The following is a 24105-nucleotide window of genomic DNA, read 5'->3' as shown; positions in this document are numbered from 1 at the left end:
CCTTCGAGCACCGGCTGGACAACGCGGAAGGCCCGCCTCCTTCAGGGAGGCGGGCCTTCCGTTTCGTTCCGGGGACCGCTGGACCGCTGTACCGCGTCAGCGGGTCGCCGGTGTGTAGGGAGCCAGTGCGGAGGCCAGCTCTTCGTGGACCCGCGCCTTGAGCAGGGTGCCCTCCGTGGTGTGCTCCTCGGAGATGACCTCGCCCTCGGCGTGCGCACGGGAGACGAGCCCGCCCCGGGTGTACGGGACGAGGGCCTCGATCTCGACCTCCGGGCGGGGCAGTTCTGCGTCGATGAGCTCCAGCAGGTCTCCGATGCCCGCACCGGTGCGGGCCGAGACGGCGATGGCGTGCCGCTCGATGCGCAGCAGTCGCTGCAGCATCAGCGGATCGGCCGCGTCCGCCTTGTTGATCACGACGATCTCGGGCACGTCCAGCGCGCCCACGTCGCGGATCACCTCGCGCACGGCAGCCAACTGCTCCTCCGGAGCCGGATGCGAACCGTCCACCACGTGCAGGATCAGGTCGGAGTCGCCGACCTCCTCCATCGTGGAGCGGAACGCCTCGACCAGGTGGTGCGGCAGGTGCCGGACGAATCCGACGGTGTCGGCGAGGGTGTAGAGCCGGCCGCCCGGGGTCTCGGCGCGGCGGACGGTGGGGTCCAGGGTGGCGAACAGCGCGTTCTCCACCAGGACACCGGCGCCGGTGAGGCGATTGAGCAGGGACGACTTGCCGGCGTTGGTGTAACCGGCGATCGCGACCGACGGCACCTTGTTGCGGCGGCGCTCCTGGCGCTTGATCTCGCGGCCGGTCTTCATCTCCGCGATCTCACGGCGCATCTTCGCCATCTTCTCGCGGATCCGTCGCCGATCCGTCTCGATCTTGGTCTCACCGGGGCCTCGGGTGGCCATGCCGCCACCGCCGCCGCCACCCATCTGCCGGGACAGCGACTGCCCCCAGCCGCGCAGCCTGGGCAGCATGTACTGCATCTGCGCCAGGGCGACCTGCGCCTTGCCCTCTCGGGACTTGGCGTGCTGGGCGAAGATGTCGAGGATCAGGGCGGTGCGGTCCACCACCTTGACCTTGACGACGTCCTCGAGGTGGATGAGCTGGCCGGGGCTGAGCTCACCGTCGCAGACGACGGTGTCGGCTCCGGTTTCGAGCACGATGTCGCGCAGCTCGGTCGCCTTGCCCGATCCGATGTAGGTGGCCGGGTCGGGCTTGTCGCGCCGCTGGATGACGCCGTCGAGCACCAGCGCGCCTGCGGTCTCGGCGAGTGCGGCGAGCTCCGCGAGCGAGTTCTCGGCGTCCTGCACCGTCCCCGAGGTCCACACACCGACCAGCACGACGCGCTCCAGGCGCAGCTGCCGGTACTCGACCTCGGTGACGTCTTCGAGTTCGGTGGAAAGGCCCGCCACGCGCCGCAGAGCGGCCCGCTCGGAGCGGTCGAACTGATCGCCGTCCCGCTCGGTGTCGATCTCGTAGCTCCAGGCGACGTCCTCTTCCATCAGGGCATCGGCCCGAAGGCTCTCGGTGCGCGTCTCCGCGAAGCTCTGCTCGTCCTGGGAAGGGGAAGAAGAGGAGGTCATTGGATCCTTACGTCGATGGAAAGAGCGGATGCGAGCGGCGTGCCCACAAGGGCAGTGTGCCCTGGTTTCAATAGTCACAACGTGTCACGGCCCCGGAAGATTCCCCTAGGGGTTCCCGGCCCCGGCAGCGTCGACCGCCTCTTGAATGGTCCCACGGACCTCCCGGGGCAGTCACGCCAATTTTTCAGCGGGCGGCGCGGGCTTCGGGGCCACGCTGCGCCAGTCCGGGTGGCCCGGCATGGCCGGTGTCTTCTTCTCGTAGAGCCAGTCGTCGAAGAATCCGCTGAGGTCACGCCCCGCGACGCGGGATGCGAGCTGGGTGAACTCCTTCGTGCTCGCCGTGGCGTCCCGGTATCGGGTGACCCACTCCCGCTCCAGCCGTGCGAAGGCGGCCTCGCCGATCGTCTGCCGCAGGGCGTACAGGACGAGGGCACTGCCGTCGTAGACCACAGGCCGGAAGAGACCGAGCTTCTGTCCCGGCGCCGGCGCCTGTGGTGCAGCGGGCGGCCCTCCGGCCGCTCGCCAGCCGTCGGAGAGGCGGTAGGCCTGCCGCATCCGTTCGACCAGCGGCTGCTTCGCCTTCTCCTCGGCGTACAGCGCCTGGTACCAGGTGGCGTGCCCCTCGTTGAGCCACAGGTCGGACCAGGTACGGGGCGACACGCTGTTGCCGAACCAGTGGTGGGCCAGTTCATGGACCATGACCGAGTCGACGTACCACTCGGGGTAGGCGGCGTCGGTGAACAGGGACCGCTCGAAGAGCGACAGCGTCTGGGTCTCCAGCTCGAAACCGGTGTCGGCGTCGGCGACCAGCAGGCCGTATGTCTCAAAGGGGTAGGCGCCGACCTTTTCCTCCATCCACCGCAGGTGGCCGGGGGTCTTCTTCAGCCAGGGTTCGAGCCTGGCCTTGTCGGCGACGGGGACGACGTCGCGGATGGGCACGCCGTGCGGGCCCTGCCGCTCGACGACGGCGGAACGGCCGATGGCGACCTGGGCGAGTTCGGAGGCCATGGGGTGGCCGGTCCGGTAGACCCAGGAGGCGCTGGTGCCGTTCCGGGAACGGGCCACCTGCTGACCGTTGGCGACGGCTGTCAGGTTGTCGGGGGTGGTGACACGGAAGGTGAAGTACGCCTTGTCCGAGGGGTGGTCGTTGCAGGGGAAGACGCGATGGGCCGCGTCGGCCTGGTTGGCCATCACCAGTCCGTCGCCGGTGCGCACCCACCCGCCGGCGGTCTTGGGCCCGCGCGGGTCGCTGGTGTGCGTGACGGTGATCTGCAGGTGCGATCCGGCGGCGAGGGGCGTGGAGGGCTCGACGACGAGGTCCTCACCGGCGGACGCGAACTCGGCGGGGCTGCCGTTGACCTCGACCGAGCGGACCGTGCCATGGCTGAAGTCGAGGTTGACCCGGTCGAGACGCTCGTGCGTCAACGCGTCGATCTTGGTGACGGCGTCCAGGGGTTTGGTGTTGCTGCCTGTATAGGTGAGGGCGATGTCGTACGCGACGACGTCGTAACCGGGGTTGCCCAGCTGGGGGAAGAGCCGGTCGCCGATCCCGAGGGCGGTGGGTTCGGGCAGTGTCGCGGCGACGAGGCCGGCCGATGCTGCGGCCATCAGCAGGGCACGCAGGCGGCGTCGGGGAGTGTGCAGCATGCCCTACCGCTACCAGCGCACTCCTGGGCTGCCACGACGGCACGCGACGGCGGGCCGCGTCCCCACCCGAACGAGGTCAGGCGGTGGCGGCCGGATGCTGGGTCCTGCTGACGTCGTACACGCCCGGGACGTCGCGCATGGCGCGCATCAGGGCGGGAAGTCCGGCGGCGTCGGGCAGTTGCAGGGTGTACGTGTGCCGTACGCGCTGCTGGCTCGGCGGTTCGACCGTGGCCGAGACGATGGCCGCGCCCTCGCCCGCGATGACCTCGGTGAGGTCGGCGAGCAGCCGGGGCCGGCCGAACGATTCGGCGACCAGGGTGACCCGGCACTCGGAGCCGTCGCCCCAGCGCACGTTCACCGGCGCGCGGCCGACGCTTTCCATGCGGGCCACCGCGGGACATTCCGCACGGTGGACGGTCACCGCGCCGCCGCGAACGGCGAAGCCGGTGACGGTGTCGGGCGGGACGGGCGTACAGCAGCCGGCGAGCCGTACCGTCGCGCCCGGAAGGTCGACGACAGCGTTCACCGAGGCCGGCCGGTCGGCCGCGCGTGGGGCGGGGTGCCGGGGAGCGGCGGCCTGGGCGCTCACGCCCTCGGGGTGGGCTTCGAGCCAGCCGCTGATGGCGATCCGTGCGGCGGGGGTGCGGGCGTGGTCGAGCCAGTCCGGCGACGGGCCCGAGGAGGCGTCCTGGGCAAGCAGGACGTGCACGGTGTCGCCGTCGTTGAGCTGGGTGCTCAGGGTCGCCAGGCGGCCGTTGACGCGGGCGCCGATACAGGCGTGCGCCTCCTCGCCGTACTGGGCGTAGGCCGCGTCGACACAGGTGGCACCGGCCGGCAGGCCGAGCGCCCGGCCGTCGGCCCGGAAGATGGTGATCTCCTTGTCCTGCGCCAGGTCCGCGCGCAGGGAGGTCCAGAAGGTGTCCGGGTCGGGTGTGGACTGCTGCCATTCGAGGAGCCGGGACAGCCAGCCGGGCCTGGTCGGATCGGCGCGCTCGCCGTCGAGCGGCTCCGCGCCCTCGGTCGGCACGTACGGATTTCCGAGCGCGACCACCCCGGCCTCGGCCACCCGGTGCATCTGGTGGGTACGGATGAGGACTTCGGCGACGGCGCCGTCCGGGCCCGCGACGGCCGTGTGCAGCGACTGGTACAGGTTGAACTTGGGGGCGGCGATGAAGTCCTTGAACTCGGAGATCACCGGCGTGAAGCAGGTGTGCAGCTCGCCGAGCACCCCGTAGCAGTCGGCGTCCTCGGCGACGAGGACGAGTACGCGCCCGAAGTCGGTGCTGCGCACCTCGGAACGTTTGAGACAGACACGGTGCACGGACACGAAGTGCCGGGGTCTGATGAGGACTTCGGCCGTGATACCGGCGTCGCGCAGCACGGTCCGGAAGTCCTCGGCGATGGTGGCGAGTGCGTTGCACGCCGTGGCGTTCTCGGCGATGAGGGCGCGCGTGCGCTCGTACTCCTCGGGGTGCAGGATCGCGAAGACCAGATCCTCCAGTTCGGTCTTCAGCGCCTGGACACCGAGCCGCTCGGCGAGGGGGATGAGGACGTCACGGGTCACCTTGGCGATGCGCGCCTGCTTCTCGGGGCGCATGACGCCGAGGGTGCGCATGTTGTGCAGCCGGTCGGCGAGTTTGATCGACATCACGCGGACGTCGTTGCCGGTGGCGACGAGCATCTTGCGGAACGTCTCCGGTTCGGCGGCGGCACCGTAGTCGACCTTCTCGAGTTTGGTGACACCGTCGACGAGGTAGGCGACCTCGGCACCGAACTCGGCCTTCACCTGATCGAGCGTCACCTCGGTGTCCTCGACGGTGTCGTGCAGCAGCGAAGCTGTCAACGTGGTGGTCTCCGCGCCCAGTTCGGCGAGGATGAGCGTGACGGCGAGGGGATGGGTGATGTACGGCTCGCCGCTCTTGCGGAACTGCCCGCGGTGGGACGACTCCGCCAGCACATACGCCTTGTGCAACTGGGCGAGATCGGCGTCCGGATGGTGTGCGCGGTGCGCGTCGACGACATGTCCGATCGCGTCGGGGAGACGGTCACGCCCGGTGGGGCCCAGCAGCGCGGCGCGGCCGATCCGGCGGAGGTCGATCCTGGGACGGCCGCGCCTGCGGCTGTGGGCACCAGGGTTGGCGGCCTCTGCACTCATGGGCACCTCCGGCTGCTTCGACCGGCGATGGAAGGTCAGATCGTGCCTCCGGGCCGGTGCTTGATGCTACCGAGCCCACCACGTGGCGCAGTCCCGCTCTCGCCCAGCGTGAACCGGATCACCCATTCGAGCGAAGCTCTATGCGAGCACGGCTTGGAGGAGGGCCGGCTCGATGTATCCCTCGGCGACGATCACGGCCGGTCCGGTCATCTCGATCTCCCCATCGGGCCGCTCGGTGATGACGAGGCGGCCGCCGGGCAGGTCCACCGTGTACGTGACGGGGGTGCCGGTGACGGCCGGGTCCACGCCATCCCTGCGGGCCGCCGCGACGGCGACCGCGCACGCCCCCGTACCGCAGGAACGCGTCTCGCCGGACCCCCGTTCGTGCACGCGCATGGCGACGTGACGCTCACCGCGGTCGACGACGAACTCCACGTTCACCCCGTCCGGGTAGACCGACGCCGGGCTGAACGGGGGCGCCGCGTGCAGATTCCCCGCGTGGTCAAGACGGTCGACGAACGCGACCGCGTGAGGGTTGCCCATGTTCACATTCCTCGCGGGCCAGCTGCGGTCGCCGACCGTGACGGTCACGCCGTCCTCGGGGAGCAGTGCGCGCCCCATGGAGACGGTGATGTCACCGGCGTCGGCACCGGTGCCGGCCGGCGTCTTGGCGATGTGGACCTTCTTGACGCCGCCACGGGTCGCCACGGCGATGTCTCCGGCCTCGGTGTGGCCGACACGCTGGAGGTAGCGGGCGAAGACCCGGACGCCGTTTCCGCACATCTCCACGACGGAGCCGTCGGCGTTGCGGTAGTCCATGAACCACTCGGCCTCGTCCGCCATGCTCCGGGCCTCGGGGTGAGCCGCCGAGCGCACCACGTGCAGCAGTCCGTCACCGCCGATACCGGCCCGGCGGTCGCACAGCCTGGCGACGGCCGCCGCCGGCAGGTCGATGCCGTTGTCCGGGTCCGGGACGATCACGAAGTCGTTCTCGGTGCCGTGGCCCTTGAGGAAGGGGATGGGGGAGGTCTGCGAGATGGTCACGCCCACCATCGTACGAGGACGGTCCGACAGCGGGTCGTCCGGTGGATGGGGAGGGGTCGTTGGTGGATGGGGAGGCAGCCGGGCGAGAGCCGCGCCGGGCGGCAGGGCCGTGCTCGGCGCTGGTCGGTCGAGGCGCCCTCGGCACGGGTGCATGATGCGCGGCGTAAGCGGATGCGGTGCACGGCGCGGCACGGGCGCGCGCGGGCGGACGTACGACCGGCGCAGGCGCAGCACGTGCGGTGCCGCTCAGCTCAGGCATACGGGTCCGGTGAGCGCCGCTCACGCAGGCATCCGACCCCCGGTGCGCCGGCTCAGCGCAGGCGGGCCACCCGCCACACCGCGAGGGCGACGAGGACCGCACCCACGCCCACATACAGAGCCAGGACGCGCCAGTCCGGACGCTCGCCGGAGCCACGGGCGGGCAGGCCGGGCCAGGTGTGCCCGACGCGACGGGCCGCCATCACGCCCCAGCCGGCCGCGCAGCAGCTGATCAGCAGGCCGAGCATGGCGACCACCGCCCCGCCGTCCCCCGTGCCGAAGGCGAGCGGGAAGGCGAACATCAGGGAGCCGACAGCGGCGAGCGCGACGATCGGGGCGAGCTGCCAGATGCGCAGGCGCCGCTGCGGGCGGAGCTCCACCTCGACCTCGTCGGCGAGCACGTCCTGCTCGTCGGGACCATCCGGGCTCAGCCCCGAGGTGCCTTCGGCGGCATCTCGGCGCTCCCGCTCGGTGTCGCGAGGGCCGGCCTCCATCGCCACGCGCCCTCCCAACTCGGACTCAGCTGTCGATCGATGCTCGATGATGGCACGCTCCAGGTGGCCGATATGACGGGCGGAGCGTCCCGATGCCATCACGTGATCAGGCTGTGACCGCTCGTTCGATCAACGCCAGCGCATGCTGCGGAAGTTCCTCCCGGTCCTCAGTCGCGCCGCTGAGCCAGCGCACCCGCGGATCGCGCCGGAACCAGGAGTCCTGTCGGCGTGCGAAGCGTTTCGTGGCGCGCACGGTCTCCTCGCGCGCCTGGAGTTCGGTGCACTCCCCCGCGAGCGCGGAGAGCACCTGCTGATAGCCCAGCGCGCGGGACGCGGTGCGCCCCTCGCGGAGCCCCTGCTCCGCAAGGGCGCGTACTTCCTCGACGAGCCCGGCCTCCCACATGCGGTCCACGCGCAGGGCGATGCGCTCGTCGAGCTCCGGCCGCCCGACGTCGACGCCGATCTGCACGGTGTCGTAGACGGAGTCGTGGCCCGGGAGGTTGGCCGTGAAGGGCTTGCCCGTGATCTCGATGACCTCGAGGGCCCTGACGATGCGACGCCCGTTGCCCGGCAGGATCGCGCGGCCCGCAGCGGGGTCGGCGACGGCGAGACGGGCGTGGAGTGCCCCGGAGCCGCGCAAGGTCAGCTCCTCCTCCAGCCGGGCCCGCACATCGGGGTCGGTTCCCGGGAATTCGAGGGCGTCGATCGCCCCGCGCACGTACAGCCCCGAACCACCCACCAGGACGGGTGTGCGGCCCTCGGCGAGCAGCCGGTCGATCTCCGCCCTGGCCAGCCGCTGGTACTCGGCGACGCTCGCCGTCTCCGTGACGTCCCAGATGTCGAGCAGCCGGTGCGGGACGCCGTGGCGCTCCTCGACCGTCAGCTTGGCGGTGCCGATGTCCATCCCACGGTAGAGCTGCATGGAGTCGGCGTTGACGACTTCGCCGTCCAGCCGCTGGGCCAGGAAGACCCCAAGATCGGACTTTCCGGCCGCGGTGGGACCGACGACGGCGATGACCCGCGGTGCGGGAGCTGCACTTCTCACCGCCCCAGTCTCGCAAACCCCGGCGCCGCTCCCCGAACGAGCGAAGTGACGGCAGGCGGCGGGGGTCGTTGCCTGTTGCGAGGTTCCGGACGCCGGTTTCGGGCCGGTACCCGCGAGCGGCGCAATGGAACGCTCCGGGCGGCGCGGAACTTCGCCCGCACGAGTACGCTATGGAGCAGATATGGGCGTTTTTTCATGGTTCCGCGGTAAGTCTGTGGCGACCGCCGAGGCGTCGGACCAGGAGGCACCCCTCGCCACCGTGGCGGCGGAGCCCCCGGCCGGCGCCCCGTCCGACTCCCAAGCCGATGCAGATGGCACGCTCGCCGAGGAGACGGCCGCCACGGGGGTGGACATCCCCAAGCAGCAGTCCGCCGAGGAAGCGGCGGACAGCGAGGCCGGAGAAAGCGCCCGGAAGTAGTGCCCCATACGGGATGACGAGGGAAGGTGGACCATGGGCTTCCTGGACACCCTGAAGGCCAAGCTCGCCCCGGCCAAGGACAAGGTCACCGACCTGGCCCAGCAGCACGAGGGCAGGATCGAGAAGGGCCTGGACAGGGCCGCCAAGACGGTCGACGACAAGACCAAGGGCAAGTACAGCAGCAAGATCGAGACGGGTACAGGCAAGGCCAAGGAGGCCCTGGGCCGCATCGCGCACCGCGACGAGAAGGGCCCCGGCACGACGCCGCCGGCAGCCTGAGGTGAACAAGGACGGCCGCGGAGCGCATGCTCCGCGGCCGTCCGTCTTCGCGAGATGCGGCGCCGGCACGTGGGCGCGGCCGGGGGCCCTCCCGGCCGGCGCGCTGCCGCGGCGGTAGGGCCGTGCCAGGGCCGGTGGGGCAGGCCCGGACCGGTTCCGGCCATGGCGCCCGGTCGGCCTGCGCGGTGGTCAGGACCAGGTCGCGACGAAGTAGCCCACCCCGTACGGTGCGTCCTCGTACAGCAGGCGGCCCTCGAGTCCCGCCCCCCGCGCGGCGCCCGCGAGCACCTGCCAGGGGGCGCGGCCGGCGGCCTTGAGCTCCCGGGCCAGCGACTCGTCCAGCACCATCAGTGCCTCGGCATCCGCCGCGCCCAGCGCCCGAGCGGCGTCCCGGTCGAAGCCCGCCGCACGTTCGTCGAGGTACCCCGGGGCCTTGAGCGTCCGGCAGGCACTGCCGTCGCCCATCACCAGCATCGCGACCCGCTCGCTCCGCTCGGCGGCCTCGCGCCCGAGCGCGGCGCAGCGTTCGCCGACGAGCCGGTCGTCCACGCCGAGGCCCTCCACCGGACAGGCCGCCCAATTCGCACGCCTGAGCAGCCATGCCGCGACGGCGAGCGAGGGAGGCAGCTGCCGTTCCTGCTCAGGCCCCACGCCCAGACATACGGAGAGATCCTCGCCGAAGCTCCAGAAGGAGCCGCGCGATCCCGCCGGGTACGTGCCGTGCTCGGCCTCCGCGGCCGGTCCGACCACGAGCAGCAGGTCGGGCCGAGCAGCGGCGATCAGGCCCACGGCGTCGGCGCACGCCTCGCGGGCGGTGTCGAGTTCGGGTGCGGCTCCGGCAGCGATGTCGGGCACCAGGAGGGGCGGGCAAGGGCACACGGCGGCGGCGACGAGCATGATCGGCAGCCTAGTGCGTGCACGTGCCACCGGGTCGGCGACCCGGCGCACCCCAGTGAGCGGCCGCGGCCGCGGAAGACCCTGGTCGGAGAGTGGCACGCGGCCCGTCAGGAGCGCCTGCGCGCCGCAGAACGGGGCCGCGGTCCCGGAACGAGGTCCGCCCGATCACGGTCGCAGTGACCGTCGCATGGCAAGAGGCACACCGCATTGGCCCTACCGCAGCGCGAGCAGACCCCGCAGGGACCCACCGCAGGGATCCACCACAGTGACCACCGCATCGCGCGATGCACACCGCACGGCCCCACCCCGGCGACCGCCGCATACGAGCGGCGCGTCGGGTGCGATCGGCATGTCCGGCACGCGCGTGCCGGACACGATCGTGGCCGCCCGCCGAGGCAACGGCTGACAGGGGGGGTCAGTCGCAGCCGCAGCCCGGTGCAGCAGCCGCGGGCAGCGGTTCCGGGGCGCCGATCTTCGGCAGGCCGAGCATCACACCGGTCGGCTTCGCGGCCTCCGCCGCGTTGCGCTGCGCCCACGCGTCGCCCGCGCGGGTGCGGCGTACGGACGTCACCACACCCTCCGCGAGGAGGTGGTGCGGAGCGGCGTATGTGATCTCGACCGTCACGACGTCACCGGGACGCACCTCGGCGTCCGGCTTGGTGAAGTGGACGAGGCGGTTGTCGGGCGCGCGGCCGGAGAGCCGGTGCGTGGCGCCGTCCTTGCGGCCCTCGCCCTCGGCGACCATGACCTCGAGGGTGCGCCCGACCTGCTTCTTGTTCTCCTCCCAGGAAATCTCCTCCTGCAGGGCGACCAGACGCATGTAGCGCTCCTGGACGACCTCCTTGGGGACCTGGTTCTCCATGGTCGCCGCGGGCGTGCCGGGTCGCTTGGAGTACTGGAAGGTGAAGGCGTTGGCGAAACGGGCCTCGCGCACGGTGTGCATCGTCTGCTCGAAGTCCTCCTCGGTCTCGCCGGGGAAGCCCACGATGATGTCGGTGGAGATGGCGGCGTGCGGAATGGCCGCGCGCACCTTCTCGATGATCCCGAGGAAACGCTCCTGCCGGTACGAGCGCCGCATCGCCTTGAGGATCGTGTCCGACCCGGACTGCAGCGGCATGTGCAGCTGCGGCATCGCGTTCGGCGTCTCGGCCATGGCCGCGATGACGTCGTCGGTGAAGTCGCGCGGGTGGGGGGAGGTGAACCGGACCCGCTCCAAACCCTCGATCTTCCCGCAGGCCCGCAGCAGCTTGCTGAACGCCTCGCGGTCGCCGATGTCGGAGCCGTAGGCGTTGACGTTCTGGCCGAGCAGGGTGATCTCGGAGACGCCTTCTGCGACGAGTGCCTCGATCTCGGCCAGGATGTCGCCGGGCCTGCGGTCCTTCTCCTTGCCTCGCAGGGCGGGGACGATGCAGAAGGTGCAGGTGTTGTTGCAGCCGACGGAGATCGAGACCCAGGCGGCGTACGCGGACTCGCGGCGGGTCGGCAGCGTCGAGGGGAAGGCCTCCAGCGACTCGGCGATCTCCACCTGCGCCTCTTCGTGGACGCGGGCGCGCTCGAGCAGCACGGGGAGCTTGCCGATGTTGTGCGTACCGAAGACGACGTCGACCCACGGCGCCTTGGTGACGATGGTGTCGCGGTCCTTCTGGGCGAGGCAGCCGCCGACGGCGATCTGCATCCCGGGGCGCCTGGCCTTCATCGGCGCGAGACGGCCGAGATTGCCGTAGAGCTTGTTGTCGGCGTTCTCCCGCACCGCACAGGTGTTGAAGACGACGACGTCGGCGTCACCGTCGGCGCCGTCGGGAGCCCGCACGTAACCGGCGTCCTCCAGCAGGCCCGACAGCCGCTCGGAGTCGTGGACGTTCATCTGGCACCCGTAGGTGCGCACCTCGTAAGTTTTCGCACTCATCGCGCCCACCAGGGTACGGGGTCGCCGTGCCGCTACGCCTCTGCCTTCGCGGACCCCGGCGGCGGGGCCGACCCGGTGCGCACCGGAGGGGCCTGGCCAGTACGGCCGGTGAGCTGGCAGGATCGCGCCATGCTCCCCGTCGGCCTCCGCATCAGCCGCCGCCGTGCCCTCACGGCGGCGACGGCCGCCCTTGTCGCCTTCGGGCTGCTCGCGTGGTGGCTGCTGCCCTTCGGGCGGACGTCGCCGAGCGGCGAGCTGACCTTCAGCACGGGGTCGCGCAGCGGCGTCTATCAGCGGTACGGCGTGCTGCTGGAAGAGGCACTCGCCAAGGACATGCCCGACGTGGAGATCGATCTGATCACCAGCGAGGGGTCGCAGCAGAACCTCGCGCGCGTGGCGTCCGGCGAGGCGGACTTCACCATCGCCACGGCCGACGCGGTCGCGACGTACAAGCGGGACGGTCTGCCGGGCGCCGACCGGCTGCGAGGCTGCGCGCGGCTCTACGACGACTACGTGCACCTGATCGTGCCGCAGAAGTCGCCGGTCTCGTCGGTGCGCGACCTGCGGGGCAAGGTGGTGGGCGTCGGCCAGCAGGGGTCGGGGGTCCGGCTGGTCGCCGACCGGCTGATGACCGCCGCGGGACTGGATCCGCAACAGGACATCACCCCCGTCCCCGCCGGGATAGACACCATGCCGGGGCGGCTGGAGAACGGCAGCCTGGACGCGTTCTTCTGGTCGGGCGGTCTGCCCACGAACACCGTGCAGGAACTGTCCGAGCGGTTCGACATCCGGCTCGTCCCGCTCGAGGCGGAGGTCGTCGACAAACTGCACGCCACGGGCGACTCGACCAGCTACTACCGCTCCGCGGTGATGCCTGCGGACGCGTATCTCCAGGCGCAGGGCGGTACGCCCGTCTCCACGATCGCGGTCGCGAACCTTCTGGTGACCACGGACAGGACCGATCCGGCGATGACGGAGGGCTTCACGCGGACGGTGATCGACAGCCGCGACCACATCGGCAACACGGTGCATCCCGCCCAGCTGGTGGATCTGCGCACCGCGGTCTACACGGCTCCGCTGCCACTGCACGACGGCGCCCGGCGCTACTACCGCTCGGCCAAGCCGTAACGGCCCGGGCGCTGCCCCCGGCCGCGCGACAGGGCCGCGTCGGGCCGGAACGCACACGCCACCCGCGCCTACACGCGCCACCGACATCCGCGCCCGCCACCCGCCCGCACGCGCCACCGCCACCCGCGCCTACACACGCCACCGACATCCGCGCCCGCCACCGCCACCCGCCCGCACGCGCCACCGCCACCCGCGCCGGCTCGGGCACACCCGCCCCCGGCGTACGGCCCGGTGTCACTCACCCCGGCAAACGACCCGGGTATCACTCACCGCCCGGCGGCGTGCGCGGCACCGTCACCGTCACGCGCAGGCCGCGGGGCTCGTGGTGGGCGTAGTCGATCGAGCCGCCGCCCGCCATCAGCAGCGCACGGGCGATGGAGAGGCCCAGGCCCGACCCCGTCACGTTCTGGTGACGGCCGCTGCGCCAGAAGCGGTCGCCGACACGGGACAGCTCCTCGTCCGTCAGCCCCGGCCCGCAGTCCGTCACCACGATCGTGGATGTGTCGCCGTTCGACGTGACGTCGACGGTGACCGGCTCCCCCCGCGGCGTGAACTTCAGGGCATTGTCGATCACCGCGTCCAGGGCGCTGGAGAGCGCCACCGGATCCACCCATGCCGTGACCGGTGCCGTGGCCCCGCCCAGCACCACGCCCTTCTCGTCCGCGAGGGGCCGCCACGCGGCGACCCGCTCGGCCGCCAGCTCACCGATGTCGGTCAGCTGGAGGTCCGCGGCGGCGTGTTCGGCCAGCGCCAGGTCCAGGAGGTCGTCGAGGACCTGCGCGAGGCGCTTGCCCTCCGTGCGCACGGAGGCGATCTCCTCGTTGCCCGCCGGCAGCTCCAGCGCGAGGAGCTCGATGCGCAGCAGGAGGGCGGCCAGGGGGTTGCGCAATTGGTGGGAGGCGTCGGCGACGAATGCACGCTGCTGTTCGAGCACTTCCTCGACGTTGTCGGCCATCTCGTTGAAGGAGCGGGCGAGCCGCCTGAGTTCCGGCGGGCCGCCGGCGGCGGCGACGCGGGAGTTCATCCGGCCCGTGGCGATGTCGTGCGTGGCCGCGTCCAGGACGCGTACGGGCCGCAGCACCCAGCCGGTGAGCCGGAACGCGGCCCCCACGGCCAGGAGCATCGCCGCGCTCTCGCCGGCCGCGATGAGCAGCCAGCCCTGCAGGATGCGTGAACGCAGGTGACCGGTGGGCGAGTCGGTGAAGACGACGGCGACGACATCTCCGTCCCGGACGACCGGAGAGGCGACGACGAGCCGCTCGCCCCGCTGCCAGGGCCAGACCTGCGGAGGATCCTCGCTGCGCCGGCCGGCGAGCGCCTCCTCGAACGCCTCCCGGCCGTCCCCCTCTCCCGGCAGCACCCAGGTCTGCGGCGCGCGCGCCATGGAGTTCATCTCCCGGTAGAAGACGCCCGCGCGGATGCCGTAGGTGTCGTAGTACCGATCGAGCTGTTCCTGGAGGGTGGAGCGGCGCTCGTCCGTCACCGCCGGCCCCTTGGTGACGAACTGCGCGAGCGCCGCGAAGCGCACGGTGTCGTCGATCCGGTCGACCACGACCCGCTGCTGCTGCGCGGCGGCGAGGCTCACGGCCAGCGGGAAGCCGAGCGCGAGCAGCACGCCGGCCATGAGCACGATGAGCAGCGGGAGCAGTCGGGTACGCACGGGGAACGGCCTGCCCTACGCCCCGGCGGGCGCGACGAGCCGGTACCCGACGCCGCGCACGGTCTCGATCAGCGCCGGCATGCGCAGCTTGGACCGCAGGGACGCGACGTGCACCTCCAGCGTGCGGCCGGTTCCCTCCCAGCTGGTGCGCCAGACCTCGCTGATGATCTGCTCGCGCCGGAAGACGACTCCGGGCCGCTGGGCGAGGAGCGCCAGCAGATCGAACTCCTTGCGGGTGAGCTGGACATCTGCGCCGTCCACGCTGACGCGCCGGGTCGGCAGCTCGATGACGACCGGGCCGAGCCGCAGGGCCTCGCCCGTGGCGCCCTGCTGGGCGTCGTCGGTGGCTCCGGTCCGCCGGCTGACCGCGTGGATACGGGCCAGCAGCTCACCGGTGTCGTACGGCTTGACCACGTAGTCGTCGGCGCCCAGGTTGAGCCCGTGGATGCGGGACCGGACGTCCGAGCGCGCGGTCACCATGATCACGGGTGTGGAGGTGAGCTTCCGCAGCTTGCCGCAGACCTGGTAGCCGTCCTGGTCGGGGAGGCCGAGATCGAGGAGCACGACGCCGAAGGGCTGCTTGTCCGGGTGGCTGTCGGGCAGCACCGCGCGCAGCGCCTCTTCACCGTTGCGGGCGTGGACGACCTGGAACCCGTGCCTCGCCAGCACCGCGGACAGGGCGGCGGCGACGTGGTCGTCGTCCTCGACGAGCAGCAGCCTCATGGCCCCCCTACGTTCGTGTGCGGTGGTCGTACGGTCGATGATGCGGCGATCTGCAAGGACGTCGGATGGTCGGCGCCGACGTCAGGGTGTCAGAGCGTTGTCGCGGCATCCAACAGGGCATGAACGCCGATGCGCCAGCAAGGAGTCAAGGGGCATCCTGTTACACAGTGGTTTCTGTTACCTACCCGGTACGCTGACCACCGCCCTGTTCACGCAGAGTGTCCGATTGCGGCCCGATCGTTATGCTCAATTTCCCCTCAGATGTAATGACTGTGGTCGCAGCGCGTGATTAGGGTCCTCAGCAACCGAGGAGGACGGAGCAAGAAGCCGATGAGCGGAGTGTCAGTGACCAAGGGCGCAGACGAAGCCGTATCCGCTGCGGGCGACCTGGTCGTACTGAGCGACGTGAACAAGCACTTCGGCGCGCTGCATGTGCTCCAGGACATCGACCTGACGATCACGCGCGGCGAAGTCGTCGTGGTGATCGGACCGTCCGGGTCCGGAAAGTCCACGCTGTGCCGCACGATCAACCGCCTGGAGACGATCGACTCCGGCACCATCACGATCGATGGCAAGCCGCTGCCCCACGAAGGCAAGGAGCTCGCACGGCTCCGCGCCGACGTGGGCATGGTGTTCCAGTCGTTCAACCTGTTCGCGCACAAGACCGTGCTGGAGAACGTGACGCTCGGCCAGGTCAAGGTGCGCAAGATGGACAAGAAGGCCGCCGACGAGAAGGCGCGGGCGCTGCTCGACCGGGTGGGGGTCGCGGCGCAGGCCGACAAGTATCCCGCTCAGCTCTCCGGTGGCCAGCAGCAGCGTGTGGCGATCGCACGGGCGCTTGCCATGGACCCCAAGGTCATGCTCTTCGACGAGCCGACGTCGGCGCTCGACCCCGAGATGATCAACGAGGTCCTCGAGGTCATGCAGCAGCTCGCGCGTGACGGGATGACAATGGTGGTCGTCACGCATGAGATGGGCTTCGCCCGGTCCGCCGCCAACCGGGTCGTGTTCATGGCGGACGGCAAGATCGTCGAAGAGGCGTCGCCCGAGGAGTTCTTCAGCAACCCTCGCAGCGACCGTGCCAAGGACTTCCTGTCGAAGATCCTTCACCACTGAGTCCTGGATCAGTTGTCCGTACCGCGTCTGATCCAACACTTCGCGTCAAACTCTAGGGAAGTCATCATGAAGCTTCGTAAGGTCACCGCCGCTTCGGCCACCGTTCTCGCGCTCGCCCTGTCGGCCACCGCCTGCGGCTCCGACAGTAAGGAGAGCGGCACCGGCACCGGCACCGATGGCGGCGGCAAGAAGATCACCGTCGGCATCAAGTACGACCAGCCCGGCCTCGGTCTGAAGACGCCGGACGGCAAGTTCACCGGCTTCGACGTCGACGTCGCGAAGTACGTCGCCAAGGAACTCGGTTACGACGAGAAGGACATCGAGTTCAAGGAGACGAAGAGCGCCGACCGCGAGACCGCGCTGGCCCGCGGCGACGTGGACTTCATCGCCGCCACGTACTCGATCACCGACGAGCGCAAGCAGAAGGTCGACTTCGCCGGCCCGTACCTCCTCGCCCACCAGGACCTGTTGATCCGCGCCGACGACAACGTCACCAAGGGCGACGACCTCAACGGCAAGAAGCTCTGCTCGGTCACCGGCTCCACGTCCGCGCAGAATGTGAAGAAGGACTTCGCGCCGAAGGCCCAACTGCGGCAGTACCCCACGTACTCCCAGTGCCTCGGCGCCCTCCAGAGCGGCCAGGTCGACGCGCTGACCACGGACGACTCGATCCTCGCCGGCTACGCCGCGCAGGAGCAGTACAAGGGCAAGTTCAAGATCGCCGGCCTCAAGCTGAGCAACGAGAACTACGGCATCGGCGTCAAGAAGGGCGACAAGGAGATGGTCGACAAGATCAACGCCGCCCTCGAGAAGATGGTCCAGGACAAGTCCTGGGACGCGGCCGTGAAGGCCAACTTCGGCCCGGCGAACTACCAGAACGAGCGCGCCCCGGAGATCGGCAACATCGTCAAGTGAAGCAGGGCTGACGAGGCGCGCCGCCGCTGACGGCGGCGCGCCGGGCCCTCCCACACGCGGAAGCGCGGGAGATCGTGTTCGACTTTCTTGAAGGTTACGACTTGCTCGGGGCGTTCTGGATGACGGTCAAGCTGACCGTCCTCTCCGGAATCGGCTCCCTGGTGCTCGGCACCGTCCTCGCCGCGATGCGGGTGAGCCCGGTGCCTCTGATGCGCGCGTTCGGTACGGTCTACGTGAACGTGGTCCGGAACATCCCGCTGACCGTGATCATCGTCTTCTCCTCGATCGGTCTCGCCGATGTCTTCGGTATGACCCTCGGGGTGGCCGACGACTTCAACGCGCTGGCGTTCCGGCTGGCGGTCCTCGGGCTCTCGACCTACACCGCTGCCTTCGTCTGCGAAGCCGTGCGGTCCGGCATCAACACCGTGCCGGTCGGCCAGGCGGAGGCGGCACGCGCCCTCGGTCTGAGCTTCACGCAGGTCCTGACGACCATCGTGCTTCCGCAGGCGTTCCGCTCGGTCATCGCCCCGTTGACCAACGTACTGATCGCCCTCACCAAGAACACCACGGTCGCGGCGGCCATCGGCGTCGCGGAGGCGGCTCTGCTGATGAAGGAAATGATCGAGAACGAGGCACAACTGGTGCTCATCTCGGCGATCTTCGCCTTCGGCTTCGTGGTCCTCACCCTCCCCACCGGACTCATCCTCGGCTGGGTCGGCAAGCGCATGGCGGTGAAGCGATGACATCGGTCCTCTACGACGCTCCCGGGCCCCGCGCCAAGCGGCGCAACATCGTCTACACGGTCGCGTTCCTCGCCCTGCTGGTGCTGGGCATCTGGTGGGCCCTGAGCGTCATGTCCGACCACGGACAGCTCGAGTGGTCCCTGTGGAAGCCGTTCACCGAGGCTCCGGCCTGGACGACCTATCTGCTGCCCGGCCTCGGCAACACGCTGAAGGCAGCGGCCCTTGCCATGGTCATCGCGCTCCCGCTGGGTGCGGTCTTCGGCATCGCCCGGCTGTCCGACCACCGCTGGGTCCGCGTCCCGGCCGGGGCCGTGGTGGAGTTCTTCCGCGCGATCCCGGTCCTGATCCTGATGCTGTTCGCGAACGAGTTCTACTCGAGCTACACCGACATCAGCAGCGACGTCCGCCCGCTGTACGCCGTGGTCACAGGCCTGGTGCTGTACAACGCGTCGGTCCTCGCCGAGGTCGTACGGGCAGGCATCCTGTCGCTGCCCAAGGGCCAGTCGGAGGCCGCCAAGGCGATCGGCCTGCGCAAGGGCCAGACGATGACGAACGTGCTGCTCCCGCAGTCCGTCACCGCGATGCTGCCGGCGCTGGTCAGCCAGCTCGTCGTGATCGTCAAGGACACCGCACTCGGCGGCGCGCTGCTGGCCTTCGCCGAGCTGCTCAGCGCTCAAGGCACGCTGGCCGCGAACTACGCGAACACCATCCCGAGCTTCATCGTCGTCGCGGTGGTCTTCATCCTCCTCAACCTGCTGCTCACGACCTTCGCCTCCTGGCTGGAGGGCAGGCTGCGACGGGCCAAGAAGAGCACCGGAGCGGTGCTGACCGCGCCGGGCGGCGCGGAGGAGCCCGTCGGGGAGCCCGGGGTCACCAAGACCGACGACGGGCGGCCCGTCTGACGGTTCATCGGATGTTCGACCGCTGAGGGGCGGTGGCCACGGGCCACCGCCCCTCGCCGCACCCCGGTGTCGCTTGACGCAGGCACCGGCAGTGAGTTGCATACGTTCTGTGATCGCGCACCGGGCTTGTTCCGTACCTCTTCGCATGACCCTTCGCGTCCGAGGAGTCACCTCGTGGACCCGGTGATCGTGGTCGGAGCCGGGCCGGTCGGCCTCGCCCTGTCCCTCGCCCTCGCCGCGCAGGGCGTCCCTTCCGTCGTCCTCGACGAGAGCAACGGCAAGGACGAGCCCCGGCCCGCGCGGACCGTCGTCCTGCGCTCGGACACGGCCGACCTGGTGGAGCGGCTCGGCTGCGGCACCCTGCGTGACGAGGGCATCCGCTGGACGGGCTGGCGGTCGATGCGGCGCAGGCAGGAAATGCGGCACATTCCGCTCGGCGACAGCATCACCCCTGCCCCCCTGCACATCCCGCAGCACGCCCTCACCCGCGGGCTGCGGGACGCCGTCGCCGGGCAGCGGCTCGTACGGCTCGCCACCGACAGCCGCCTGGACTCGCTGGAGCAGGACGGCAGCGGCGTCACCGCCCACAGCCGCGGCCCCTCGGGCACCTGGTGGAGGGGCAGCTACCTCGTCGGTTGCGACGGCGCAAGGTCCACGGTCCGCAAGCTCCTCGGCATCCGCTTCCCTGGGCGTACGGCGGTGGAACGCCATGCGGTGGCCGCGCTGCGCACCGAACTCCCCTGGCAGGGCGAAGCGTTGCTGCACCGCCGGCCGCCGTGGCCGTCGGGGGGCGACGAGGTCGTCGCGCGCCCCCTGCCGGACGGCGTGTGGCGGCTGGACTGGCTGCTGCCGCCCCGCGGCGAACTGGTCACCCCCGAGGCGCTGGTGGCCCGGGTACGGGACACCCTGGCAGGCTGGTGCGGCGCGACCCCGGCGTACGAGCTGATCGACACCGGCGTGTACACCCTGCACCACCGCCTGGCACGCCGGTGGCGCGTCGAGCGGGCCTTCCTCGCCGGTGATGCCGCGCATCTGCTCGGCGCACTCGGCACGCAGGGCGTCGACGAGGGGCTGCGGGACGTCGACAATCTGGCCTGGAAGCTGGCGCGCGCCTGGCACCACGGGGCGTCCGGGACCCTGCTGGACAGCTATCAGGAGGAGCGCCGCACCGCCGTCGCCGCGCGGCTGCGCGCCGCGGACCAGTCGCTGCCGATACTGCGCAGCGGCAGCGGTCTGCGGACCTACCTGCCCGGGGCGGCGCGCGGCCACGACACGATGCTCACCGATGGTCACCTCGGTCAGGGCGCGCTCGGCGCACCCCCCGTCTACGCGCACTCGGTTCTCACGCCCGAGTCCATGACCCCTTGGACCGCGGTGGGCACGGAGACGGGCGCCCCCGTCGACGACGTACGGGTGACCGCTCCCGACGGCACCGCGGCACGGCTGCGGGACCGGCTGGGGAAGGGCCGCCTGCTCGTGGTCCTCGTCGCGCCGGGCACCGGGGTGTGGGACCGGCGGCACTGGGTGAGCGCCGGAGTGATGCCCAGGCTGGCGAAGGCCGTGACGGGGCTTCCGATGCAGGCCGAGCTGCTGGTGACGGAGAGCTATCCCGGGGCGTCGGCCCACACCGTGCTGCTCGTCCGGCCGGACGGACACCTGGCGGCGGCCTTCGCGGGCGTACGGCCCGCCGAGCTGTACGCGGCGGCCGACACGGTACGCGGTGGCGCACCCTCAGCGGCTCGCACCGACCGTGCCGGCCGTACCGCGGACATCAATTGACCCGTACTGTGCCCCGTGGTGTACTCCGGAGCGTGAACGACACCGATGTGCGCCTGTGGCGGAGGGTCCATATGGACCTCGTCCGCTACGCGGGCTGCGTGTGTCGCCCGTCCTGCTGAATCGCCTTCCCCGCGCCGTGGCCCGCTGTGCCGGTGCGCTCACCAGCGAACTTCCAGGACGGTTTCGTGTCCCAGTCTGCTCCCGCACCCGCTGTCATCACTGCTCCACGCCCGGCCGGCGCCTACGCTCCGGGCGGCCCCACCGCCGCCGAGCTGCTCGGTTTCGTACGGCGCGCCGCCGCCGACCGGGAACTGATCGCCTCCCTGCCGCGCGACCCCGAAGGCCGCACCTGGCTGCGGCTCGACGGCCCGCGCGGGAGTGAGGCGTGGCTGATCGGCTGGCCGCCCGGCACCGGCACCGGCTGGCACGACCACGCCGAGTCGCTGGGCGCGTTCGCCACCGCCGAGGGGCAGCTGACCGAACACTCCCTGGCCGTCCGGCTTCCCGCGAGCGGCTGGAAGACGCTCGAACTGAACGAAGGCGTGGACCGCAGGCGCCGCCTGAGCGCGGGCCGGGCGCGCGCCTTCGGCAGGCACCATGTCCACGAAGTGCTCAACGAGTCGCCCACCGACCACGCCGTCTCCGTGCACGCCTACTATCCGCCGCTCCCGCTGATGAGGCGCTTCAGCAGGTCGGGCGCGGTACTCCGGCTCGAGCAGGTCGAGCGCCCGGAGGACTGGCAGTGAGCGAACGCCCAGGGATCGACGAACTGTTGGAGCACGTACGGGAAGGACTGGTACGCGTCGGGCCGCTGGAGGCGTTCGAGGCGGCCGAGGACGGAGCGCTCCTCGTGGACATCCGCTACCAGGCGCTGCGGGAGCGGGACGGAGTGATCCCCGGCGCGCTGATCGTGGAACGCAACGAGCTGGAGTGGCGGCTCGACCCGCAGGGCAGCCATCGCGCCCCGGAGGCGACGCACCACGACCTTCGCATCGTGGTGATCTGCAACGAGGGCTACGCCTCCTCCCTCGCGGCCGCTTCTCTGCATCAACTGGGCCTGAGCCGTGCGACCGACCTCGTCGGCGGCTTCCAGGCCTGGCGGGCGGCGGGTCTGCCGGTGACGCGGTAGGCGCGGAGAGGCGCACGGCCTCGGCATGAGGGCGTCGCGCGTCATGGCAAGCACGTGCCTGGGCGCACACACGTGGCGGGCGTCGCGGGCGGCGTCGGCGCACGCCTGGTCGGCAGCGGACCGAGTCGCCCTGGCCGCTCCGCACGGGCGTCGGCGCACACGCGTGGCGGCCGGGCATCGCGCGTCGCAGGCGTCGGCGCACGTGTTGCAGGCGGGCCGGCGCGCATCGTGGCACGCAGTGGCCGGTCGGCGGGCCTGTCGGTCGCGCGGGAGGTACCGGCGTTGGCGCACGCGCCGCGAGGGGGCGGCGGGCCGGGCGCCCGGACACCCGGGCCACCCGCTAGAACGTCGTGTCGTCCAGGTCCGCGGTGTCCTCGCCCTCCTCTTCGAGGGCGCGCTTGACCACCCGGAGCGCCATGCCCTCCGGATACCCCTTGCGGGCCAGCATCCCGGCCAGGCGGCGCAGGCGGCGGTCACGGTCGAGGCCACGGGTGGCGCGCAGTTTGCGCTCGACCAGCTCCCGAGCCGTCGCCTCCTCCTGATCCGGGTCGAGCTGCCCCACTGCCTCGTCGATCAGAGTGGCGTCGACGCCCTTGGTCCGCAGCTCCCGCGCCAGCGCCCGGCGGGCGAGGCCGCGGCCGTGGTGCCGCGACTCCACCCAGGCGTCGGCGAAAGCCGCGTCGTTGATCAGCCCCACGTCCTCGAACCGGGAGAGGACCTCCTCGGCCACCTCCGCGGGGATCTCCCGCTTGTGCAGCGCGTCGGCCAACTGCTTACGGGTGCGGGGTGTCCCGGTGAGCAGGCGCAGGCAGATCGCCCGCGCCCGCTCCGCCGGATCCTGGGGCGGCAGCGCCTGCTCGGCCCTCGACGAGTCGGCGCTGTCGCCCGGCCATTCGGTGCGCCGGGCCATGGGTCAGCCCTTGGCCGCCGCCGTCTTGGCCGACTTCGCCTTGGAAGCCGGTGCGGGCACGGACTTCGCCGCGTCCTCGGGCACCGCCGCGCCTGCCGCGTCCGCGCCGGGCTCGGCCGCGGGCGCCTCCGGGCGGACGCCGACGCCCAGCTTCTCCTTGATCTTCTTCTCGATCTCGTTGGCGAGGTCGGGGTTGTCCTTCAGGAAGTTGCGCGCGTTCTCCTTGCCCTGGCCGAGCTGGTCGCCCTCGTACGTGTACCAGGCACCCGCCTTGCGGACGAAGCCGTGCTCCACGCCCATGTCGATCAGACCGCCCTCGCGGCTGATGCCCTGGCCGTAGAGGATGTCGAACTCGGCCTGCTTGAAGGGCGGCGCGACCTTGTTCTTGACGACCTTGACACGGGTGCGGTTGCCCACCGCGTCCGTGCCGTCCTTCAGGGTCTCGATGCGGCGGATGTCCATGCGCACCGAGGCGTAGAACTTCAGCGCCCGGCCACCGGTCGTGGTCTCCGGGGAGCCGAACATCACACCGATCTTCTCGCGCAGCTGGTTGATGAAGATGGCGGTGGTCTTGGACTGGTTGAGCGCGCTGGTGATCTTCCGGAGCGCCTGGCTCATCAGACGGGCCTGCAGACCGACGTGGGAGTCGCCCATCTCGCCCTCGATCTCCGCACGCGGCACCAGGGCGGCGACGGAGTCGATGACAATGAGGTCGAGGGCACCGGAGCGGACCAGCATGTCCACGATTTCCAGCGCCTGCTCGCCATTGTCCGGCTGGGACAGGATCAGGTTGTCGATGTCGACGCCGAGCTTCTTCGCATACTCGGGGTCGAGGGCGTGCTCCGCGTCCACGAAGGCCACGGTGCCGCCGGCCTTCTGCGCGTTGGCCACGGCGTGCAGGGTCAGGGTCGTCTTGCCGGAGGACTCGGGGCCGTAGATCTCCACCACGCGGCCGCGCGGCAGGCCGCCGACGCCGAGGGCTACGTCGAGCGCGGTCGACCCGGTGGGGATGACCTCGATGGGCTCGTTCGGCCGCTCGCCCAGACGCATCACGGCGCCCTTGCCGAACTGCCGTTCAATCTGTGCGAGCGCGGCGTCGAGCGCCTTCTCGCGGTCGGTTCCTGCCATGGGTTCCACCCGATTTGCTTGAGTCGATCGCTTCACGTCAAAGACGCTAACCCCTGCCACTGACAATGGGCCCCGCCGTCCCTCCAGCCTGTGGATAACTCACGGGATCCCGCGGGAATCAGGGCCGGAACCCCATAAGAATGGATGTTCGATTTTGGTGTCAAGCTCACCATGCCGGTGGGTGAACGGGCCCCGGCGGTACGCCGTCGCGTCGTAGTACCTCTTCAGGGTCCTCCCGCTCC

General features: G+C 70.9%; 23 protein-coding genes. 11 read left to right on the top strand and 12 right to left on the bottom strand.

Translation table 11 applies throughout. The features are described from left to right. Positions 1–96: 96 nt before the first annotated feature. From hflX to miaA, 6 genes are all read right to left on the bottom strand, one after another. Positions 97–1587, bottom strand: a complete 1491-nt coding sequence (hflX, locus tag J7E88_RS00265; protein WP_215175989.1) for a GTPase HflX — start codon at positions 1585–1587, stop codon at positions 97–99. Between the two features lie 171 nt (positions 1588–1758). Next, positions 1759–3234: a M1 family metallopeptidase gene (locus J7E88_RS00260; protein WP_215175987.1), complete on the bottom strand. Its 1476-nt coding sequence runs from the start codon at positions 3232–3234 to the stop codon at positions 1759–1761. A gap of 76 nt (positions 3235–3310) precedes the next feature. Then, positions 3311–5389, bottom strand: a complete 2079-nt coding sequence (locus J7E88_RS00255; protein ID WP_215175985.1) for a bifunctional (p)ppGpp synthetase/guanosine-3',5'-bis(diphosphate) 3'-pyrophosphohydrolase — start codon at positions 5387–5389, stop codon at positions 3311–3313. A gap of 138 nt (positions 5390–5527) precedes the next feature. Next, positions 5528–6442 carry a diaminopimelate epimerase gene (gene dapF / locus J7E88_RS00250; protein WP_215175983.1) on the bottom strand — a complete coding sequence of 305 codons (915 nt, stop codon included), beginning with the start codon at positions 6440–6442 and terminating at the stop codon, positions 5528–5530. Between the two features lie 302 nt (positions 6443–6744). Then, entirely contained in the window at positions 6745–7185 is a 441-nt protein-coding gene (locus J7E88_RS00245) for a hypothetical protein (RefSeq protein WP_215176191.1), read from the bottom strand. 106 nt (positions 7186–7291) lie between these two features. Beyond that, positions 7292–8230 carry a tRNA (adenosine(37)-N6)-dimethylallyltransferase MiaA gene (gene miaA / locus J7E88_RS00240; protein WP_215175982.1) on the bottom strand — a complete coding sequence of 313 codons (939 nt, stop codon included), beginning with the start codon at positions 8228–8230 and terminating at the stop codon, positions 7292–7294. 181 nt (positions 8231–8411) lie between these two features. On the opposite strand from miaA, the gene J7E88_RS00235 reads away from it, so the two are divergent. Next, positions 8412–8648: a gliding motility protein gene (locus tag J7E88_RS00235; protein ID WP_215175980.1), complete on the top strand. Its 237-nt coding sequence runs from the start codon at positions 8412–8414 to the stop codon at positions 8646–8648. Between the two features lie 33 nt (positions 8649–8681). Next, positions 8682–8927, top strand: coding sequence for an antitoxin (locus J7E88_RS00230; protein WP_215175977.1), 246 nt, complete (start codon positions 8682–8684; stop codon positions 8925–8927). Positions 8928–9116: 189 nt separating this feature from the next. Here the strand turns inward: J7E88_RS00230 and J7E88_RS00225 are convergent, their stop codons facing one another. After that, complete coding sequence (locus J7E88_RS00225; protein WP_215175976.1) at positions 9117–9824, bottom strand: class III extradiol dioxygenase subunit B-like domain-containing protein; 708 nt, start codon at positions 9822–9824, stop codon at positions 9117–9119. 415 nt (positions 9825–10239) lie between these two features. Continuing rightward, positions 10240–11730, bottom strand: a complete 1491-nt coding sequence (miaB, locus tag J7E88_RS00220) for a tRNA (N6-isopentenyl adenosine(37)-C2)-methylthiotransferase MiaB (RefSeq protein WP_215175975.1) — start codon at positions 11728–11730, stop codon at positions 10240–10242. 129 nt (positions 11731–11859) lie between these two features. Here miaB and J7E88_RS00215 point away from each other — a divergent pair, with 129 nt between their 5' ends. Beyond that, a complete protein-coding gene (locus J7E88_RS00215; RefSeq protein ID WP_215176190.1) occupies positions 11860–12858 on the top strand; it encodes a TAXI family TRAP transporter solute-binding subunit in 999 nt (332 codons plus the stop codon). Positions 12859–13120: 262 nt separating this feature from the next. Here J7E88_RS00215 and J7E88_RS00210 read toward each other — a convergent pair whose 3' ends face one another. Both J7E88_RS00210 and J7E88_RS00205 read right to left on the bottom strand, forming a co-directional pair. Then, positions 13121–14518 carry a HAMP domain-containing sensor histidine kinase gene (locus tag J7E88_RS00210; RefSeq protein WP_215175973.1) on the bottom strand — a complete coding sequence of 466 codons (1398 nt, stop codon included), beginning with the start codon at positions 14516–14518 and terminating at the stop codon, positions 13121–13123. 15 nt (positions 14519–14533) lie between these two features. Further along, a complete protein-coding gene (locus J7E88_RS00205; protein WP_215175972.1) occupies positions 14534–15241 on the bottom strand; it encodes a response regulator transcription factor in 708 nt (235 codons plus the stop codon). A gap of 330 nt (positions 15242–15571) precedes the next feature. On the opposite strand from J7E88_RS00205, the gene J7E88_RS00200 reads away from it, so the two are divergent. From J7E88_RS00200 to J7E88_RS00170, 8 genes are all read left to right on the top strand, one after another. Then, positions 15572–16357, top strand: coding sequence for an amino acid ABC transporter ATP-binding protein (locus J7E88_RS00200; RefSeq protein WP_215175971.1), 786 nt, complete (start codon positions 15572–15574; stop codon positions 16355–16357). Between the two features lie 66 nt (positions 16358–16423). After that, on the top strand, positions 16424–17272 hold the full coding sequence (locus J7E88_RS00195) for a glutamate ABC transporter substrate-binding protein (RefSeq protein ID WP_215175970.1): 849 nt from the start codon (positions 16424–16426) through the stop codon (positions 17270–17272). Between the two features lie 74 nt (positions 17273–17346). Beyond that, positions 17347–18015, top strand: a complete 669-nt coding sequence (locus J7E88_RS00190; protein WP_215175968.1) for an amino acid ABC transporter permease — start codon at positions 17347–17349, stop codon at positions 18013–18015. Then, positions 18012–18917 (top strand): amino acid ABC transporter permease, encoded by a 906-nt coding sequence (locus J7E88_RS00185; protein WP_215175965.1) that lies wholly within the window; start codon positions 18012–18014, stop codon positions 18915–18917. Before J7E88_RS00190 ends, J7E88_RS00185 begins: the two co-directional genes overlap by 4 nt. Positions 18918–19091: 174 nt before the next feature. After that, positions 19092–20696, top strand: coding sequence for an FAD-dependent monooxygenase (locus J7E88_RS00180; RefSeq protein ID WP_215175964.1), 1605 nt, complete (start codon positions 19092–19094; stop codon positions 20694–20696). A 71-nt stretch (positions 20697–20767) separates the two neighbouring features. After that, positions 20768–20815 (top strand): hypothetical protein, encoded by a 48-nt coding sequence (locus tag J7E88_RS37230; RefSeq protein ID WP_309506048.1) that lies wholly within the window; start codon positions 20768–20770, stop codon positions 20813–20815. Between the two features lie 66 nt (positions 20816–20881). Beyond that, positions 20882–21442: a cysteine dioxygenase family protein gene (locus tag J7E88_RS00175; RefSeq protein WP_215175962.1), complete on the top strand. Its 561-nt coding sequence runs from the start codon at positions 20882–20884 to the stop codon at positions 21440–21442. Further along, a complete protein-coding gene (locus J7E88_RS00170; protein WP_215175960.1) occupies positions 21439–21825 on the top strand; it encodes a rhodanese-like domain-containing protein in 387 nt (128 codons plus the stop codon). Before J7E88_RS00175 ends, J7E88_RS00170 begins: the two co-directional genes overlap by 4 nt. Before the next feature lie 340 nt (positions 21826–22165). Here J7E88_RS00170 and recX read toward each other — a convergent pair whose 3' ends face one another. Together recX and recA are read right to left on the bottom strand one after the other, a co-directional pair. Beyond that, positions 22166–22735 carry a recombination regulator RecX gene (gene recX, locus J7E88_RS00165; protein ID WP_215175958.1) on the bottom strand — a complete coding sequence of 190 codons (570 nt, stop codon included), beginning with the start codon at positions 22733–22735 and terminating at the stop codon, positions 22166–22168. A 3-nt stretch (positions 22736–22738) separates the two neighbouring features. Next, a complete protein-coding gene (gene recA, locus J7E88_RS00160) occupies positions 22739–23863 on the bottom strand; it encodes a recombinase RecA (protein ID WP_215175956.1) in 1125 nt (374 codons plus the stop codon). Positions 23864–24105: the final 242 nt, after the last annotated feature.

Origin of the sequence: Streptomyces sp. ISL-10 (genome assembly GCF_018614575.1) — a bacterium.
In the GTDB taxonomy this organism is placed as follows: Bacteria; Actinomycetota; Actinomycetes; order Streptomycetales; family Streptomycetaceae; genus Streptomyces.
This window is presented reverse-complemented; position numbering and strand designations above follow the sequence as displayed.